Raw genomic sequence first — 18,731 nt, forward strand, 5'->3', positions numbered from 1 at the left:
GTAACCGAGCCATATCCACAGCGCGGCGGGCCTTGTGGCGCCGCCGCACTCATGGGGAGTGAACCCGATGCCCGAGCTGAGGTCCCGCACCGTCACCCACGGCCGCAACATGGCTGGCGCACGTGCGCTGATGCGCGCCTCGGGCGTAGCGAGCGCGGACATCGGGAAGCCGATCATCGCCGTCGCCAACTCCTTCACGGAGTTCGTCCCCGGCCACACCCACCTGGCCCCGGTCGGCCGCATCGTCTCCGACGCCATCCTGGCCGCCGGCGCCGTCCCCCGCGAGTTCAACACCATCGCGGTCGACGACGGCATCGCCATGGGCCACGCCGGGATGCTGTACTCCCTGCCCTCCCGCGACCTGATCGCGGACTCGGTCGAGTACATGGTCGAGGCGCACTGCGCCGACGCGCTGATCTGCATCTCCAACTGCGACAAGATCACCCCCGGCATGCTGATGGCCGCCCTGCGCCTCAACATCCCGGTCGTCTTCGTCTCCGGCGGCCCGATGGAGGCCGGCCAGGCCACCCTCGTCGACGGCACCGTCCGCAAGCTCGACCTGATCGACGCCATGGTCGACGCCTCCAACGAGAACGTCTCCGACGAAGACGTCCTGCGCATCGAAGAGAACGCCTGTCCCACCTGCGGCTCCTGTAGCGGCATGTTCACGGCCAACTCGATGAACTGCCTCGCCGAGGCCATCGGCCTCGCCCTCCCCGGCAACGGCTCGGTCCTCGCCACGCACACCGCCCGCCGCGCCCTGTACGAGGACGCCGGCCGCACGATCGTCGAGATCACCAAGCGCCACTACGAGCAGGACGACTACTCCGTCCTGCCGCGCAACATCGCCTCCCGCGAGGCCTTCGAGAACGCCATGGCCCTCGACATCGCGATGGGCGGCTCCACCAACACGATCCTGCACCTGCTGGCCGCGGCCCAGGAAGCGGGCCTGGAGTACGACCTCACCGACATCGACGCCGTCTCGCGCCGCGTCCCGTGCCTGTCCAAGGTCGCGCCGAACGTGGCGCCCGGCGGCACGTACTACATGGAGGACATCCACCGGGCCGGCGGCATCCCCGCCATCCTCGGCGAGCTGCACCGCGGCGGACTCCTGAACAAGGACGTCACCTCGGTCCACTCGGACAACCTCGAGGACTGGCTCGCGAAGTGGGACGCCCGCTCGGGCACCGCCACCGACACGGCCATGGAGCTGTGGCACGCGGCCCCCGGCTGCCAGCGCTCCGCCACCGCCTTCTCGCAGTCCGAGCGCTGGGACACCCTGGACCTCGACGCCGAGGGCGGCTGCATCCGCTCCGTCCAGCACGCGTACTCCAAGGACGGCGGCCTCGCCGTCCTGCGCGGCAACATCGCGGTCGACGGCTGCGTCGTGAAGACGGCCGGCGTCGACGAGTCGATCTGGACCTTCGAGGGCCCGGCCGTGGTCTGCGAGTCGCAGGACGAGGCCGTCGACAAGATCCTCCGCAAGGAGATCAAGGCGGGCGACGTGGTCGTCATCCGCTACGAGGGCCCGCGCGGCGGTCCCGGCATGCAGGAGATGCTCTACCCGACGTCCTTCCTCAAGGGCCGCGGCCTGGGCAAGGTCTGCGCCCTGGTCACGGACGGCCGCTTCTCCGGCGGCACCTCCGGCCTCTCCATCGGCCACGCCTCCCCGGAGGCGGCCTCGGGCGGCACCATCGCGATCGTCGAGGACGGCGACCGCATCCGGATCGACATCCCGAACCGCTCGATCGAGCTCCTCGTGGACGAAGCCACCATCGAGGCCCGCCACGCCGCCCTCGGCGGGGTCTACGCCCCGAAGAACCGCGAGCGCAAGGTCTCGGCGGCGCTGCGCGCCTACGCCGCGATGGCGACGAGCGCCGACAAGGGCGCCGTCCGCGACGTCTCGCTCCTGGAGCGCTGACCCGCACGGCACCACCTGCCGCACGCCACGCACGATCCGGCCCCGCCCCGAAACCCCAGGGCGGGGCCGGACCCGTTTCACCACCCGGCGGGATCCCCCGAGGGCACGGCGAAGACGGTCCCGTCCGGCGCGGAGGCGTAGATCCGGCCGTCCCCGACGACGGGCGCGGGCAGGCTGGCCGCCTGCCGGTCGCCGCCCATACGGGGCTTCGTCTGCCCGCTCAGCCGCACGGTCGCCGTGTCCACGGCCAGCAGCCGGCCGTCGAGCGCGGTCAGGTACACCCGGCCCTCGGCGGGCACGGGCCGGGAGGCCGCGGTGACCCCGGTCTCCAGCCGCCACCGCTCCCGTTCTCCGTCCACCGCGACCAGCGCGCCCGAGGTGCCGAAGACGTACGCCATCCCGTCGGGTCCGGTCGAGGCCTGGGCCTGGAGCAGCGGCACCGCCAGCCGGGTCGTGCGGACCGCGTGGGAGCGCAGGTCGATGCGGACGACCGAGTGCGTCAGCATGGCCGCATCGCTGTCGAGCAGGTGGAGGCTGCCGCCCGCCACCCCGAAGGGCTCCACCGTCCCGGGGACCCGCACCTGCGTGCGTACCGCCCCGCTCGCCGGGTCCACCTCCGTGACCTGCGTGGACTTCCCGTCACCGGCCGGGGTGGAGACGTAGAGCGCGGCGACCGAGCCGTCCTGCTCCCCGCCCGCACACCAGACGGAACCCACCCCGCCGATCTCCTTGGTCCACTGCACGGTCCCGGTGGCCGCGTCCAGCGCGGTGGTCTTCCCGTCCGAGCCCGTGACCAGCGCGCGGGACCCGGCGGCCACGACCTTCGCGCCCGAGGGCAGGGTGCGCCGCCACCGCTCCGCGCCCGTCGCCGGATCGAGCGCCTGGAGCAGCCGGCTGCCCGCCGGCACGGCGAGGACGAGCCCGCCGCCGTACTGCGGCGCACCCGTCTTCCCGGCGGCCTGCGGCGCGGGCAGCGACCACAGCACCGTCCCGTCGGCGGGGTCGATCCGCGCGGCCGTGAGGCCGGAGCCCGAGCAGTAGAGGGCGGCCGCCTGCCAGGAACACGCCGACGCGCGGTCGCCCATCGACCGTGCCCACGGGGTGACGGTGCGCGCCACCGGCACCTGGGCGCCGGTGTCCTGCGTGGTCAGGTGCGCCGGTGGGGTGTCCTCCCCGCCGTCCCACAGGTAGCCGGCCGTGGATCCGCCCGCGAGCAGCAGCCCCAGCCCCGCCGCCAGCGCCACCCGGGTCCGCCGGCGGCGCCCCGGGGCCGTGGCGGGGGCCGGGGCGCCGCCGCCGGACCCGGTGTCGATCCGGTCCCGGCGGTGCGTGTCCTGCTCCTCGCCCGCCGGGGGCCGCGGCCGGGGGATGAAGCCGTGGGTGTCCTCGTCGGTGGGGTACGCCACCGCCCGCAAGGCCGCGATCAGCGAGTCCGCGGTCGGCCGCTGGGCCGGATCCTTGGCCAGGCACTGGGCGACGAGCGGTACGAGCAGCTCCGGCAGCCCGGTCAGATCGGGCTCGCTGTGCACCACCTGGTACGCCACGAGGTAGTGGCTGTCGGAGTCGAAGGGCCCCCGTCCGGTCGCGGCGTAGACGAGTACGGCCCCCAGGGCGAACACGTCGGCCGCGGTCCCCACCTCGCGCGGCCGCTGGAACTGCTCCGGAGCCATGAACGGCGGGGTGCCGATCAGCTTGCCCGTCTCGGTGCGCAGATCGCTGTCGGCCGGCCGCGAGATCCCGAAGTCGATCACCCGCACCCCGTCCGGGGCCATCAGCACGTTGCTGGGCTTCAGGTCCCGGTGGACCACGCCGGCCCGGTGGATGTCCCGCAGGGCCTCCGCCAGTCCGGCGGCGAGCCGGGCCAGCGCCCTCGGGCCGAGCACGCGCTCCCGTACCCGCTCGGAAAGGGTCGGGGCGTCGATGAACAGCGTGGCCATCCAAGGCCGTTCGGCATCGGGGTCCGCGTCCACGACGGGCGCGGTGAAGGCTCCGCTCACCCGCCGGGCGGCCGTGACCTCCTGCCGGAACCGGGCCCGGAACTCGGGGTCCACGGCGTGCTCGGCGTGCACGATCTTGACGGCGAGTTTCAGCCCCGACTCGGAGGTGGCCAGGTGGACGACACCCATGCCGCCGGAACCCAGCACGGACTCAAGCCGGTACTGCCCGGCGTACTCCGGGAACCCCACGTAGTCCGTCCGCAGCGAATGCACCGCTCACCACCCCCGCCGGAGCCTAGTCGATGGTCCGTGCGAATCTCCAAGGTCCTGCTACCCTGCGCGAGTTGCGCACAGCAACACCCAAGGGGGGAGATTTCGCATGTCCGTTGAGAACGAAATGAGCCAGATCGAGAGCCTGACCGGGGGGTCGGGCTACCCGACGTTTCCGGTCGCGCCGGGCTACCGGGTGAACGTCCGCAGCGGCCCCGGCACGAACTACTCGATCGAGAAGGTCCTGCCGTACGACGCCTCCGTGACGATCCGCTGCCAGACGGACGGCCAGAGCGTCAGCGGCCCGTACGGCACCTCGAACATCTGGGACTGCATCGGCAACGGCCTCTTCGTCTCCGACGCCTACGTCAGGACCGGCGTCGACGGCTACGTCGTCAACCGCTGCGCCTGAGTCCGGCTCCCGCGCCTGAGTCCGACTCCCGTGCCCGAGGTCCGGCCCCTGCGCCCGAGGTCCATCCGGGTCCCTCTCGGGGTCTGACCCGTGAGACGCCCCGGGCCGGCACCGGCCGGCGGGGGATAATCGCTGGTGTGAGCGACGACCAGCGAGACCAGACCCCCGTCGAGCCGGCCGCCGAGGCCGAGGCCCCGGCGCAGCCGCCCGTACCCACCGGCCCGGAGCCCGAGCCGATCCGGTTCTTCGGCACCACTTGGGTCAACCACGACGGCGGCTACGGCCCGCGCCGCGTCGGCGTGGCGGTCGGCGCACTGGTCATCGCCGTCGTCGGCGCCTTCCTGCTCCGCCTCTCCTACGAGGGCCTGGAGATCGGCAACGTCGGACCGTTCCTCAGCATCTCGGTCATCGTCCTCTTCGCGATCGCGAGCTCCATCGCCTTCGCCAAGACCTGGGACTCCTTCAGCCGCCGCCCCGCCCCGTCCTCCGACGAGGCCGCCCTCAAGGGCCTCAAGGCGATCGGTTTCATCGGCAGCCTCATCGCGTACTTCCTGCGCTGCTTCGTCGAAGCGCCCGGCGAGAAGCTGCGCCGCGCCGAGTACGAGCACGCCTCGGCCGAATTCGCCCGGCGCCGCAGCTCCCGTACCGGCAACCCGGCCGCCCGCCGCCCCAAGCGCAAGAAGTAGCCCTCAGCGCAAGGAGTAGCCCTCCGACCCGGCCGCCCCAGCTCGCACCCCGGGCTTGCGCCCCGGGCACAGGCGGGAGCATTATTCATCACATGATGAATAACCCAGGGGCCGCCGCCGTCCAAGCCCGCGACCTCACCGTCCGCCGAGGCACCGGCCGCAGCCCCCGCACCGTCCTCGACACCCTCACCTTCGACGTCCCCCGCGGCCGCATCACCGGCCTCCTCGGCCCCTCCGGCTGCGGAAAGTCCACCCTGATGCGCTCCGTCGTGGGCACCCAGGCCCACGTCACCGGCACCCTCGAGGTCCTCGGCCGCCCCGCCGGCCACCCCGAGCTCCGCTCCCGCATCGGCTACGTCACCCAGGCGCCCTCCGTCTACGACGACCTCAGCGTCCGGCAGAACCTCGACTACTTCGCCGCGATCCTCGACCCCGGCCGCGCCGCCGCCGGCCGCCGCCGCGAGGCCGTCACCCGCGCCATCGCCGACGTGGACCTCACCACCCACGCCACCGCCCTCGCCGGAAACCTCTCCGGCGGCCAGCGCAGCCGCGTCTCCCTCGCCGTCGCCCTCCTCGGCAGCCCGGAGCTCCTGGTCCTCGACGAGCCGACGGTCGGCCTCGACCCCGTCCTGCGCCGCGACCTGTGGAACCTCTTCCACGAACTCGCCGACACCCGGGGCGCCACCCTCCTCGTCTCCTCCCACGTCATGGACGAAGCCGAGCGCTGCCACGACCTGCTCCTCATGCGCGAGGGCCGCATCCTCGCGCAGGACACCCCGGACGCACTGCGCACCCGTACGCATGCCGACACCGTCGAGGAGGGCTTCCTGCGCCTCGTGGACGAAGCCAACGCTGCCGCCGCTTCCGCGAACTCCGCCGCCGACGCTGCCGCCAACTCCGCCGCCGACGCCCAGGGGAGCACCCGATGAGCACCGCCCGCACCACCGCCACCGCGGCCCGCGTCCTGCGCCAGCTCCGCCACGACCCCCGCTCCATCGCCCTGATGCTGCTGGTCCCGGTCCTGATGCTGATCCTGCTCCGCTACGTCTTCGACGGCAGCCCCCGGACCTTCAACAGCATCGGCGCCAGCCTCCTCGGCATCTTCCCGCTGATCACGATGTTCCTGGTCACCTCCATCGCCACCCTGCGCGAGCGCACCTCCGGCACCCTGGAACGCCTCCTGGCCATGCCGCTGGGCAAGGGCGACCTCATCGCCGGCTACGCGCTCGCCTTCGGCGCCGTGGCCGTCATCCAGTCCCTGCTCGCCACCGGCGTCGCCCTCTGGGTCCTCGGCCTCGACGTGGTCGGCTCTCCGTGGCTGCTGCTGCTCGTGGCCCTGCTCGACGCGCTCCTCGGCACGGCCCTCGGCCTGTTCGTCTCCGCCTTCGCCGCGTCCGAGTTCCAGGCCGTCCAGTTCATGCCGGCCGTGATCTTCCCCCAGCTGCTGCTCTGCGGGCTCTTCGCCCCGCGCGACACCATGCAGCCGGTCCTGGAGGGGATCTCGAACGTCCTGCCCATGTCCTACGCCGTCGACGGCATGACCCAGGTCCTCACCCACACCGACATGACCGCCGACTTCGTCCGCGACGCCGTCATCGTCGCCGGGTGCGCCCTCCTCGTCCTGACCCTCGGCGCCGCCACCCTCCGCCGCCGCACGCCGTGACTCCTACGGGCCTGACCGCACTGCGGACATCCCGTCCCGGGTCCGTGCCCGAGTGCAAGGATGAGGACGCAGACCCTGCACATGTGCACGAACAGTTCGGCGAGGTGAATCGGGCATGACCCAGACAGTCGCAGTCCTCGGTACCGGCAAGATCGGCGAGGCCCTGCTCAGCGGGATGATCCGCGGCGGCTGGCCCGCCTCCAAGCTCCTCGTCACCGCCCGCCGCGCGGAGCGCGCCGAGGAGCTCCGCACCCGCTACGGCGTCGAGGCGGTCTCCAACGCCGAAGCCGCCAAGCGCGCCGACACCCTCATCCTCACGGTGAAGCCGCAGGACATGGGCAAGCTCCTCGAGGAGCTCGCCCCGCACGTCCCCGCCGACCGCCTGGTCATCAGCGGCGCGGCCGGCATCCCGACCTCCTTCTTCGAGGAGCGGCTCGCCCCCGGCACCCCCGTGGTCCGCGTCATGACGAACACCCCGGCCCTGGTCGACGAGGCCATGTCCGTCATCTCGGCCGGCAGCCACGCCACCTCCGCGCACCTCCTGCACACCGAGGAGATCTTCGGAGGCGTGGGCAAGACCCTGCGCGTCCCCGAGTCCCAGCAGGACGCGGCCACCGCGCTCTCCGGCTCGGGCCCGGCCTACTTCTACTTCCTCGTCGAAGCCATGACCGACGCCGGCATCCTCCTGGGCCTGCCCCGCGCCCAGGCCCACGACCTGATCGTCCAGGCCGCCATCGGCGCCGCCGTCATGCTCCGCGACAGCGGGGAACACCCGGTCAAGCTCCGCGAGGCCGTCACCTCCCCGGCCGGCACCACCATCAACGCGATCGTGGAGCTGGAGAAGCACGGAGTCCGCGCCGCCCTGATCGCGGCCCTCGAAGCGGCCCGCGACCGCAGCCGCGAACTCGCCTCCGGCAACAGCTGACACCCGGCCTGTACGGGGCTGAGCGCAGCCCCGTACAGGCCGCGAAGCCCCCCTCGGGGTGACGCCAAGCCAGAGGTTGACACACCTGTGCCGGATCCGTAAGGTTCTTCGAGTTGTCCGAAGTGAGCGCCGACCCCGGTCGGTCCCCGGACAGCCATCCCGCACTACACATTCGAACGAGCGACGTACTCCGTCGTCTCTGTTTTCATGCGTATTTGCGAATGAGGAATCCGCGTTCTCGAACGCGGCCCCCGATTAGGTTCGGGGGCAAGGAATCCGCTACTGTCTCACTCGTCGCAAGGGCCCAACAGCCCAAACGACAAGCCCCGCTGACTGGGAGTCAGGCCCGAAAGGATCTGATAGAGTCGGACTCGCCGGAAAGGGAAAAGCGCGAAAGCGCAGGACCTGGAAGGCGGAAAACAAGCGAGACTGACTCTGATAGAGTCGGAAGCGCAAGAACAGAACGAAGGAAGCGCCCGGAGGAAAGCCCGAGAGGGTGAGTACAAAGGAAGCGTCCGTTCCTTGAGAACTCAACAGCGTGCCAAAAATCAACGCCAAAAAGTTGATACCCCGTCCACCTCGGTGGATGAGGTTCCTTTGAAAAAAGACCTGTGAGGTCGCGGTTCTGCCGTGATGCTTGCAGGCAATTACACAGCGAGGACGCAGTGGACGGTCGGTCTTATTCCGACATGACTGTCCCGCTCTAAGTGCGTGTGCACCCGATTACGGGTAAACATTCATGGAGAGTTTGATCCTGGCTCAGGACGAACGCTGGCGGCGTGCTTAACACATGCAAGTCGAACGATGAAGCCCTTCGGGGTGGATTAGTGGCGAACGGGTGAGTAACACGTGGGCAATCTGCCCTTCACTCTGGGACAAGCCCTGGAAACGGGGTCTAATACCGGATAACACTCCTGCCTGCATGGGCGGGGGTTAAAAGCTCCGGCGGTGAAGGATGAGCCCGCGGCCTATCAGCTTGTTGGTGGGGTAATGGCCCACCAAGGCGACGACGGGTAGCCGGCCTGAGAGGGCGACCGGCCACACTGGGACTGAGACACGGCCCAGACTCCTACGGGAGGCAGCAGTGGGGAATATTGCACAATGGGCGAAAGCCTGATGCAGCGACGCCGCGTGAGGGATGACGGCCTTCGGGTTGTAAACCTCTTTCAGCAGGGAAGAAGCGAAAGTGACGGTACCTGCAGAAGAAGCGCCGGCTAACTACGTGCCAGCAGCCGCGGTAATACGTAGGGCGCAAGCGTTGTCCGGAATTATTGGGCGTAAAGAGCTCGTAGGCGGCTTGTCACGTCGGATGTGAAAGCCCGAGGCTTAACCTCGGGTCTGCATTCGATACGGGCTAGCTAGAGTGTGGTAGGGGAGATCGGAATTCCTGGTGTAGCGGTGAAATGCGCAGATATCAGGAGGAACACCGGTGGCGAAGGCGGATCTCTGGGCCATTACTGACGCTGAGGAGCGAAAGCGTGGGGAGCGAACAGGATTAGATACCCTGGTAGTCCACGCCGTAAACGTTGGGAACTAGGTGTTGGCGACATTCCACGTCGTCGGTGCCGCAGCTAACGCATTAAGTTCCCCGCCTGGGGAGTACGGCCGCAAGGCTAAAACTCAAAGGAATTGACGGGGGCCCGCACAAGCAGCGGAGCATGTGGCTTAATTCGACGCAACGCGAAGAACCTTACCAAGGCTTGACATATACCGGAAAGCATTAGAGATAGTGCCCCCCTTGTGGTCGGTATACAGGTGGTGCATGGCTGTCGTCAGCTCGTGTCGTGAGATGTTGGGTTAAGTCCCGCAACGAGCGCAACCCTTGTCCTGTGTTGCCAGCATGCCCTTCGGGGTGATGGGGACTCACAGGAGACCGCCGGGGTCAACTCGGAGGAAGGTGGGGACGACGTCAAGTCATCATGCCCCTTATGTCTTGGGCTGCACACGTGCTACAATGGCCGGTACAATGAGCTGCGATACCGTGAGGTGGAGCGAATCTCAAAAAGCCGGTCTCAGTTCGGATTGGGGTCTGCAACTCGACCCCATGAAGTCGGAGTTGCTAGTAATCGCAGATCAGCATTGCTGCGGTGAATACGTTCCCGGGCCTTGTACACACCGCCCGTCACGTCACGAAAGTCGGTAACACCCGAAGCCGGTGGCCCAACCCGTAAGGGAGGGAGCTGTCGAAGGTGGGACTGGCGATTGGGACGAAGTCGTAACAAGGTAGCCGTACCGGAAGGTGCGGCTGGATCACCTCCTTTCTAAGGAGCACAGTACCGATTGCAGACAAACGTTCTGCACGGTCAGCTCAGGGTGGAACGTTGATTAGTTGGCACCGGATGATCTGATGGTTCTCGAGTACTGCTTCGGCGTGGAAAGAGGGTCCGGAAGAGGTCTGGTGCTTGGCACGTTGTTGGGTATCTGAGGGTACGGCCGTAAGGTCATGCCTTCTGCGATGCCGGCCCCAGTGAACTCGCCTGCTTGTCTGGTGGGGTGATGGGTGGCTGGTCGTTGCTTGAGAACTACACAGTGGACGCGAGCATCTGTAGGCCAAGTTTTTAAGGGCGCACGGTGGATGCCTTGGCACCAGGAACCGATGAAGGACGTGAGAGGCCGCGATAGGCCCCGGGGAGCTGCCAACTGAGCTTTGATCCGGGGGTGTCCGAATGGGGAAACCCGGCAGTCGTCATGGGCTGTCACCCACTGCTGAACACATAGGCAGTGTGGAGGGAACGCGGGGAAGTGAAACATCTCAGTACCCGCAGGAAGAGAAAACAACCGTGATTCCGGGAGTAGTGGCGAGCGAAACCGGATCAGGCCAAACCGTATGCGTGTGATACCCGGCAGGGGTTGCGCATGCGGGGTTGTGGGAATTCTTTTGATCGGTCTGCCGGCCGGTCGGCGAGTCAGAAACCGTTGATGTAGTCGAAGGACATGCGAAAGGTCCGGCGTAGAGGGTAAGACCCCCGTAGACGAAACATCAGCGGCTTGCTTAAGAATCTCCCAAGTAGCACGGGGCCCGAGAAATCCCGTGTGAATCTGGCGGGACCACCCGCTAAGCCTAAATATTCCCTGGTGACCGATAGCGGATAGTACCGTGAGGGAATGGTGAAAAGTACCGCGGGAGCGGAGTGAAATAGTACCTGAAACCGTGTGCCTACAAGCCGTGGGAGCGTCGCCGTTATTCTTCGGAATAACGGTCGTGACTGCGTGCCTTTTGAAGAATGAGCCTGCGAGTTAGCGGTGTGTAGCGAGGTTAACCCGTGTGGGGAAGCCGTAGCGAAAGCGAGTCCGAATAGGGCGATTGAGTTGCACGCTCTAGACCCGAAGCGGAGTGATCTAGCCATGGGCAGGTTGAAGCGGAGGTAAGACTTCGTGGAGGACCGAACCCACCAGGGTTGAAAACCTGGGGGATGACCTGTGGTTAGGGGTGAAAGGCCAATCAAACTCCGTGATAGCTGGTTCTCCCCGAAATGCATTTAGGTGCAGCGTCACGTGTTTCTTGCCGGAGGTAGAGCACTGGATAGGCGATGGGCCCTACCGGGTTACTGACCTTAGCCAAACTCCGAATGCCGGTAAGTGAGAGCGTGGCAGTGAGACTGTGGGGGATAAGCTCCATGGTCGAGAGGGAAACAGCCCAGAGCATCGACTAAGGCCCCTAAGCGTACGCTAAGTGGGAAAGGATGTGGAGTCGCAGAGACAACCAGGAGGTTGGCTTAGAAGCAGCCACCCTTGAAAGAGTGCGTAATAGCTCACTGGTCAAGTGATTCCGCGCCGACAATGTAGCGGGGCTCAAGCGTACCGCCGAAGTCGTGTCATTGCAGCAATAGGGCCAACGCCCGCTGTGATGGGTAGGGGAGCGTCGTGTGCCGGGTGAAGCAGCAGCGGAAGCTAGTTGTGGACGGTTCACGAGTGAGAATGCAGGCATGAGTAGCGATACACACGTGAGAAACGTGTGCGCCGATTGACTAAGGGTTCCTGGGTCAAGCTGATCTGCCCAGGGTAAGTCGGGACCTAAGGCGAGGCCGACAGGCGTAGTCGATGGACAACCGGTTGATATTCCGGTACCCGCTTTGAAACGCCCAATATCGAATCAGGCGATGCTAAGTCCGTGAAGCCGTTCCGGACCCTTCGGGGAAAGGAAAGTGGTGGAGCCGACGAACCAGACTTGTAGTAGGTAAGCGATGGGGTGACGCAGGAAGGTAGTCCAGCCCGGGCGGTGGTAGTCCCGGGGTAAGGGTGTAGGCCGAGGGGTAGGCAAATCCGTCCCTCATATAAGGCTGAGACCTGATGCCGAGCCGATTGTGGTGAAGTGGATGATCCTATGCTGTCGAGAAAAGCCTCTAGCGAGTTTCATGGCGGCCCGTACCCTAAACCGACTCAGGTGGTCAGGTAGAGAATACCGAGGCGTTCGGGTGAACTATGGTTAAGGAACTCGGCAAAATGCCCCCGTAACTTCGGGAGAAGGGGGGCCATCACTGGTGATCGGATTTACTCCGTGAGCTGGGGGTGGCCGCAGAGACCAGCGAGAAGCGACTGTTTACTAAAAACACAGGTCCGTGCGAAGCCGTAAGGCGATGTATACGGACTGACGCCTGCCCGGTGCTGGAACGTTAAGGGGACCGGTTAGTCACATTTCGGTGTGGCGAAGCTGAGAACTTAAGCGCCAGTAAACGGCGGTGGTAACTATAACCATCCTAAGGTAGCGAAATTCCTTGTCGGGTAAGTTCCGACCTGCACGAATGGCGTAACGACTTCTCGACTGTCTCAACCATAGGCCCGGTGAAATTGCACTACGAGTAAAGATGCTCGTTTCGCGCAGCAGGACGGAAAGACCCCGGGACCTTTACTATAGTTTGATATTGGTGTTCGGTTCGGCTTGTGTAGGATAGGTGGGAGACTTTGAAGCTGTGACGCCAGTCATGGTGGAGTCGCCGTTGAAATACCACTCTGGTCGTGCTGGATGTCTAACCTCGGTCCGTGATCCGGATCAGGGACAGTGTCTGATGGGTAGTTTAACTGGGGCGGTTGCCTCCCAAAAAGTAACGGAGGCGCCCAAAGGTTCCCTCAGCCTGGTTGGCAATCAGGTGTTGAGTGTAAGTGCACAAGGGAGCTTGACTGTGAGACCGACGGGTCGAGCAGGGACGAAAGTCGGGACTAGTGATCCGGCGGTGGCTTGTGGAAGCGCCGTCGCTCAACGGATAAAAGGTACCCCGGGGATAACAGGCTGATCTTCCCCAAGAGTCCATATCGACGGGATGGTTTGGCACCTCGATGTCGGCTCGTCGCATCCTGGGGCTGGAGTCGGTCCCAAGGGTTGGGCTGTTCGCCCATTAAAGCGGTACGCGAGCTGGGTTTAGAACGTCGTGAGACAGTTCGGTCCCTATCCGCTGTGCGCGTAGGAATATTGAGAAGGGCTGTCCCTAGTACGAGAGGACCGGGACGGACGAACCTCTGGTGTGCCAGTTGTCCTGCCAAGGGCATGGCTGGTTGGCTACGTTCGGGAGGGATAACCGCTGAAAGCATCTAAGCGGGAAGCCTGCTTCAAGATGAGTATTCCCACCTCCTTGAGAGGGTAAGGCTCCCAGTAGACGACTGGGTTGATAGGCCAGATGTGGAAGCCCGGTAACGGGTGGAGCTGACTGGTACTAATAGGCCGAGGGCTTGTCCTCAGTTGCTCGCGTCCACTGTGTTAGTTCTGAAGTAACGAACTGTGTTCATATCCGGTTGGTTAACTTCATAGTGTTTCGGTGGTCATAGCGTTAGGGAAACGCCCGGTTTACATTCCGAACCCGGAAGCTAAGCCTTTCAGCGCCGATGGTACTGCAGGGGGGACCCTGTGGGAGAGTAGGACGCCGCCGAACAATCATTGTAGAGAGCCCCGTACCAGGGAACTGGTACGGGGCTTTTCTGCGTTTACAGACCTTTTCTCGAAGAGGCGGTCCAAAATCCCTGGCCCGGTGGTCGGGGTTCGTGGAAGTCTGACCGGCATGGACGACCTGGATGTAGACCCCATCGAGTTGGCGCGAGGCATCGCGCAGGACCGCTTTCCCCAAGCACTCGCCGTGATCCTGGCCGGATCCACTGCCGCGGGTCGGGCGACCGCGAGCAGTGACCTGGATATCGCGGTGCTCGTCGCCGACGGCGGCGAGACCTACCGGGAGACGCTCCGCGTCGAAGGTCGGGTCGTGGAGCTGTTCGTCCACACCCGGACCGGCCTCGCGGAGCTCTTCGCGGCGGATCTCGCCTCCCGGCGGGCCGTCCTGCAGGCCATGTACGCCACGGGCCTGGTCCTGGCCGACCGGGACGGGGAAGCCGGCCGGGCGCGGGCGCTGGCCGAGGCGGACCTGGGGCGGGGGCCGGCGGCGCTGGATCCGCAGACCCTGGAGACGAAGCGGTACGGGCTCACCGATGCGCTGGACGATCTGGGTGACGTGCAGGACCCCGTGGAGCGGATCGCCGTGGCCGGGGTGGTCCTGGGCGGCGCCGCCGATCTGCTCTTCGACCACCACCGGGCGTGGGGCGGGGGCGGGAAGTGGCTGCCGAGGCGGCTCCGGGAGGCGGACGGCGAGCGGGGGGCCGCGCTGTTGGACGGGCACCTGTGGCTGTGCGTCTCGGGGGACCCGGCGGCGCTGATCGACGCGGCACGGGAGGTCCTCGACCTGGCCGGCGGCCCGCTCCGCGAGGGCTACCGCCGGTCCTGGCACGGCGTCATCGACTCGGTCGCGGCCGGCGCCAGGGGCTGATGCGAGGGGCTGGGCGGGGTCCGTTCGGGCGGCGAGGATCTTTGGATGTCCTGCGGATGCCCGGCATGGGGTCCGGATGGATTCGTGCTGACGGCTCGTAGGGTTGTCGCATGGGCTACGACCTCGTCATCTTCGACAACGACGGCGTGCTGGTGGACAGTGAGCCGCTCGCCAACAGCATCCTCGCCGGGTATCTGACCGAGCTGGGGCACCCGACCTCGTACGAGGAGTCGCTGCGCGACTACATGGGAGCCGCGGTGCACCGGGTGCACGACCTCGTGCGGGAGCGGACCGGGAGGGTGCTGCCGGACGACTTCGACGAGACGCTGCACGCGCGTACCTTCGCGGCCTTCGAGCGGGAGCTCAAGCCCGTGCCGGGGGTCGGGGACGTCCTGGCCGCACTCGTCGAGACGGGAACGGCCTACTGCCTCGCCTCCTCCGGGAGCCACGAGCGGATCCGGGTCGGGCACCGGGCTTCCGGGCTGGACGAGTGGTTCGAGGAGGAGTGGATCTTCAGCTCCGAGGACGTGGGCAAGGGCAAGCCGGCCCCGGACCTGTTCCGGCACGCCGCCGACCAGATGGGCGTGGCCCCCGCCCGCTGCGTGGTCGTCGAGGACAGCCCGCTCGGCGTCCAGGCCGCCATCGCCGCGGGCATGGACGTCTTCGCCTACACCGCGATGATGCCCGCCGACCGGCTGCCCGGCGCCACCGGATACTTCGGGGACATGGCCCAACTGCTCGGACTGCTCGGCCTCGAAGGCGGCTACACCGGCGGATTCGATCACTGACCCAATCGATATGTGATCGCTCTACCCACCGGTAGGACCGGCGCCTACGCTGAGCCGCCATGACAGCAGACGCGCGGCTGAGCCGCGGGCGCGGGGCCTTGGGGTTCAGTTTCTTCGTGCAGGGCGTGACCTTCGCGCTGCTCGTGACACGGCTGCCGGACATTCAGCATCGGTACGGGATATCCAACGGGCTGTTGCCCGTCTTCCTAGCCGCCGTGCCCATCCTCGCCGGTGTGTCCAGCGTCGCCACCGAGCACCTGGTGAAGCGGCTCGCGCCCAGCACCGTACTGCGGTGGGCGCAGCCGCTCGTCCTGCTGGCGTTGCTCGGGGTCGGCGCAGGCAATGAGATGTGGCACGTGGCACTGGCGCTCGGGGCGTTCGGTCTGTTCGTGGGGACGCTGGACGCCTCCATGAACATGCTCGGGGTGAGTCTGCAGGGCGCGTACGGGCGCAGCATCATGCTCGGGTTCCACGCTTCCTACAGCCTCGGTGGGATTTTGGGAGCGTCCGCCTCCTGGGCCGGGGTGCACTGGCACCTCTCCCTGTTCACCTCGTACCTGCCCGCCGTGGTGGTCCTGCTGCCGCTCACCCTCTTCGCCAGCTGGTTCTACGTGGACCAGGAGGGCAAGGCGGTCTCCACCGATGCCATGGGGCTCGGGCCCGGCGGGTTCAAGCTGCTGCTGCCGCTGTGCCTGGTGATGGCGTGCGCGTACATCGGGGACTCCACGGTGTCGAACTGGGGCGCCAAGTACCTGCATGACGTGCTGGGGAGTTCGACGCAGCTCGCGACCGTGCCCTACAACGTCTACATGGTGACCACCCTGCTCGGCCGGGCCGTCGGGGACCAGGGCGTGCGCCGCTTCGGGGCCGTGAGCGTCGTACGGATCGGGTCGGTCGTCGCCGCCCTCGGGTTCGCCGTGGTCGCGGTCGCGCCCGGGGCCTGGACGGGGATGCTCGGCTTCACGCTGCTGGGGATCGGGCTGTGCGTGATCGTGCCGCAGACCTTCGCCGCCGCCGGGCGGCTGTTCCCGAACTCCTCCGACACCGCGATCGCGCGGCTCAACATCTTCAACTACGTCGGCTTCCTGATCGGAGCGCCGCTCGTCGGCGGGATCGGCGACGCCTGGAACTACCGGGGCGCGATGCTCGTGCCGATGGTGCTCGTCCTCGTCACTCTTTTCTACGCCCGCTCGTTCGGGGCGCAGGGCGCCCGATACGGTGTCGGGCATGAGCGGCGAGTCGGTGACAGGGCTGTTGATGTGGGACGAGGCGGTAACGAAGTATGACTTCGGACCGAGCCATCCGATGGACCCGGTGCGCCTGGCACTGACCATGGGCCTGGTACGGGCCTTCGGGCTCGACCGGGAGCTGGAGGTGCGGGCCGGGCGGCAGGCGGGTGAGTCCACGCTGCGCCTGGTCCACCGCGAGGACTACGTGGCGGCCGTGCGCGAGGTGTCCGCGGACCCCGGGGTCGCGGACGGCTCGTACGGGCTCGGGACCACGGACGATCCTGCCTTCCACGGGATGCACGAGGCGTCCGCGCTGATCGCCGGGCAGTCGGTGGCGGGCGCCGAGGCGATCTGGCGCGGGGACGCCGAGCACGCGGTGAACTTCGCCGGCGGGCTGCACCACGCGATGCCGGGGGGCGCGGCCGGGTTCTGCGTGTACAACGACGCGGCCCTGGCGGTCGCCCGGCTGCTGGAGCTGGGCGCCGAGCGGGTCGCGTACGTGGACGTGGACGTGCACCACGGGGACGGCGTGCAGGCGGCCTTCTGGGACGACCCGCGGGTACTGACCATCTCCCTGCACGAGCATCCGCGCACGCTGTTCCCGCAGACCGGCTGGCCCGAGGAGACGGGCGGGCCCGCGGCCGAGGGCTCTGCGGTCAACATCGCGTTGCCGGCCGGGACGGGTGACGAGGGGTGGCTTCGGGCCTTCCACTCGGTGGTGCCGGAGCTGCTGGCGGACTTCCGGCCGCAGGTGCTGGTGACCCAGCACGGGGCCGACACCCACTTCGAGGACCCGCTGGCCCATCTGGCGGTGTCGCTGGACGCGCAGCGGGCGGTCCAGGAGGCGTGCCACGCGCTCGCGCACGAGCACGCGGACGGCCGCTGGCTGGCGCTGGGCGGCGGCGGGTACGCGGTCGTGGACGTCGTACCGCGGTCGTGGACGCACCTGGTGGCCATCGCCGGGCACAGGCCGATCGATCCCGAGACGGCGGTCCCGGCGTCCTGGCGGGACGAGGCGTACGCGCGGACCCGGCAGGTGGCCCCGGCCCGGATGACGGACGGGCGGGCGGTGTCCTGGCGGGACTGGGACGCCGGGTACGACCCCGCGGACCGGATCGATCAGGCCGTACTGGCCACCCGGCGGGCCGTCTTCCCGCTGCGGGGCATGCTGACCTGACCCCTACAGGGCTTAGGCCAACTGTGGGGCTCTTGCCAGGAATTGATGATCCGGCAGATGTGTTGAGGCAGCATCGGAGCGTGTTGAGCACCGGCGCGCTGCGTGCGCATTTGCTGGCCGCCCGGTTGGCCGGGCCCGTCGCCACTTCACGGGAGGAGAGCCTGCGGAGCTACCGGCTGTTCGCGGCGCGCGATCCGCGGGTGCTGCTGGGGCTGGATCCGGAGTGGGGCTGGGGCGAGGGTGACCTCCTGCGGCTGATGGCGGACAAGTGCGGGGTCTCGGCGGATCCGGCGCACGTCAGCGGGCCGGACGTGATCGATCCGGAGCGCACGGTGGCGGGGCTGGAGGCCTTCGCGGGGCGGCTGCGCGCGGCCGCCGGGGCACGGGCGCCCGTACTGTTCGGGACCGGTCACCCGCACCGGCTCCTGGGGTTCTACGCCAGGTTGGCCCAGGCGCTGTCGGCGGCGGGATGTGAAGTCCTCACCCCGGCGCGGGGGGCCACTGTCGACGTGCAGACCCGGTTCGGCGTACGCCGGCACAGGATCGATTACGTACGGGGGGTCGCACTGGTGCGGGAAGGCGGCGCGCGCGGGCCCGGGAGTGCGACCGGCGCGCACACCCATTCGCCGCTGCCGGTTCGGATCGCGCTGGGGGCGCTGGCGGAGGCCGGGGGGCCGCTGCCGGCGCTGGTGGTGGGGGACCACGGGTGGGTCTGCGGCGCAGGTCAGCTCGGTGTGGAGGCGATCGGGCTGGCCGATACGGATGATCCGGCGCTGTTCGTCGGGGAGGCCGAGGGGCGGGTGTCGGTGGCCGTTCCGCTTGATGACGCGGTGCGCGCGGACTACTACCTGCCGCTGACTCGGTACGTGCTGGACCGGGCTCGGCTGCCGGTCGGGCAGGAGTGGCCGTAGCTCCTCTTCCCCACTCGTATCACACGCCCCTACTCTGGGGAGTGAGCGTGCGACGACGGGGCGTAA

12 protein-coding genes and 3 rRNA genes are annotated in these 18,731 nt (G+C 67.6%); 14 read left to right on the plus strand and 1 reads right to left on the minus strand.

Features of this window, described 5'->3' with window-relative positions; genetic code table 11:
* The first annotated feature begins 67 nt into the window (after nt 1-67).
* Nucleotides 68-1,921, plus strand: a complete 1,854-nt coding sequence (gene ilvD, locus OHU74_RS20550) for a dihydroxy-acid dehydratase (RefSeq protein ID WP_371617271.1) — start codon at nt 68-70, stop codon at nt 1,919-1,921.
* A 77-nt stretch (nt 1,922-1,998) separates the two neighbouring features.
* On the opposite strand, the gene OHU74_RS20555 is transcribed toward ilvD, so the two are convergent.
* Nucleotides 1,999-4,131, minus strand: a complete 2,133-nt coding sequence (locus OHU74_RS20555; protein ID WP_371617272.1) for a PQQ-binding-like beta-propeller repeat protein — start codon at nt 4,129-4,131, stop codon at nt 1,999-2,001.
* A gap of 124 nt (nt 4,132-4,255) precedes the next feature.
* Here OHU74_RS20555 and OHU74_RS20560 point away from each other — a divergent pair, with 124 nt between their 5' ends.
* From OHU74_RS20560 to OHU74_RS20620, 13 genes are all read left to right on the plus strand, one after another.
* Nucleotides 4,256-4,540, plus strand: coding sequence for a peptidase (locus tag OHU74_RS20560; protein WP_371619745.1), 285 nt, complete (start codon nt 4,256-4,258; stop codon nt 4,538-4,540).
* Nucleotides 4,541-4,677: 137 nt separating this feature from the next.
* Nucleotides 4,678-5,226, plus strand: coding sequence for a hypothetical protein (locus OHU74_RS20565; protein WP_371617273.1), 549 nt, complete (start codon nt 4,678-4,680; stop codon nt 5,224-5,226).
* A gap of 92 nt (nt 5,227-5,318) precedes the next feature.
* A complete protein-coding gene (locus OHU74_RS20570; RefSeq protein WP_371617274.1) occupies nt 5,319-6,155 on the plus strand; it encodes an ABC transporter ATP-binding protein in 837 nt (278 codons plus the stop codon).
* Complete coding sequence (locus OHU74_RS20575) at nt 6,152-6,889, plus strand: ABC transporter permease (protein WP_371617275.1); 738 nt, start codon at nt 6,152-6,154, stop codon at nt 6,887-6,889. Before OHU74_RS20570 ends, OHU74_RS20575 begins: the two co-directional genes overlap by 4 nt.
* A 115-nt stretch (nt 6,890-7,004) precedes the next feature.
* Nucleotides 7,005-7,814, plus strand: a complete 810-nt coding sequence (proC, locus tag OHU74_RS20580; protein WP_330297905.1) for a pyrroline-5-carboxylate reductase — start codon at nt 7,005-7,007, stop codon at nt 7,812-7,814.
* Between the two features lie 736 nt (nt 7,815-8,550).
* Nucleotides 8,551-10,075: ribosomal RNA gene (locus OHU74_RS20585) — 16S ribosomal RNA — on the plus strand.
* Nucleotides 10,076-10,362: 287 nt separating this feature from the next.
* Nucleotides 10,363-13,486: ribosomal RNA gene (locus OHU74_RS20590) — 23S ribosomal RNA — on the plus strand.
* Nucleotides 13,487-13,560: 74 nt separating this feature from the next.
* Nucleotides 13,561-13,678, plus strand: a 5S ribosomal RNA gene (gene rrf, locus OHU74_RS20595).
* The 16S, 23S and 5S rRNA genes sit together here, the layout of an rRNA operon.
* A gap of 126 nt (nt 13,679-13,804) precedes the next feature.
* The gene (locus tag OHU74_RS20600; RefSeq protein ID WP_371617276.1) at nt 13,805-14,560 is read left to right on the plus strand and encodes a nucleotidyltransferase domain-containing protein; all 756 of its coding nucleotides are present in this window, start codon (nt 13,805-13,807) and stop codon (nt 14,558-14,560) included.
* Nucleotides 14,561-14,670: 110 nt separating this feature from the next.
* The gene (locus OHU74_RS20605) at nt 14,671-15,348 is read left to right on the plus strand and encodes an HAD family hydrolase (protein WP_371617277.1); all 678 of its coding nucleotides are present in this window, start codon (nt 14,671-14,673) and stop codon (nt 15,346-15,348) included.
* A 59-nt stretch (nt 15,349-15,407) separates the two neighbouring features.
* A complete protein-coding gene (locus tag OHU74_RS20610) occupies nt 15,408-16,634 on the plus strand; it encodes an MFS transporter (protein WP_371617278.1) in 1,227 nt (408 codons plus the stop codon).
* Complete coding sequence (locus OHU74_RS20615) at nt 16,606-17,754, plus strand: acetoin utilization protein AcuC (protein ID WP_371619746.1); 1,149 nt, start codon at nt 16,606-16,608, stop codon at nt 17,752-17,754. Before OHU74_RS20610 ends, OHU74_RS20615 begins: the two co-directional genes overlap by 29 nt.
* Nucleotides 17,755-17,834: 80 nt before the next feature.
* A complete protein-coding gene (locus OHU74_RS20620) occupies nt 17,835-18,665 on the plus strand; it encodes a phosphatase (protein ID WP_371617279.1) in 831 nt (276 codons plus the stop codon).
* Nucleotides 18,666-18,731 lie beyond the last annotated feature (66 nt).

The sequence above is a fragment of the Streptomyces sp. NBC_00454 genome (assembly GCF_041434015.1).
In the GTDB taxonomy this organism is placed as follows: domain Bacteria; phylum Actinomycetota; class Actinomycetes; order Streptomycetales; family Streptomycetaceae; genus Streptomyces.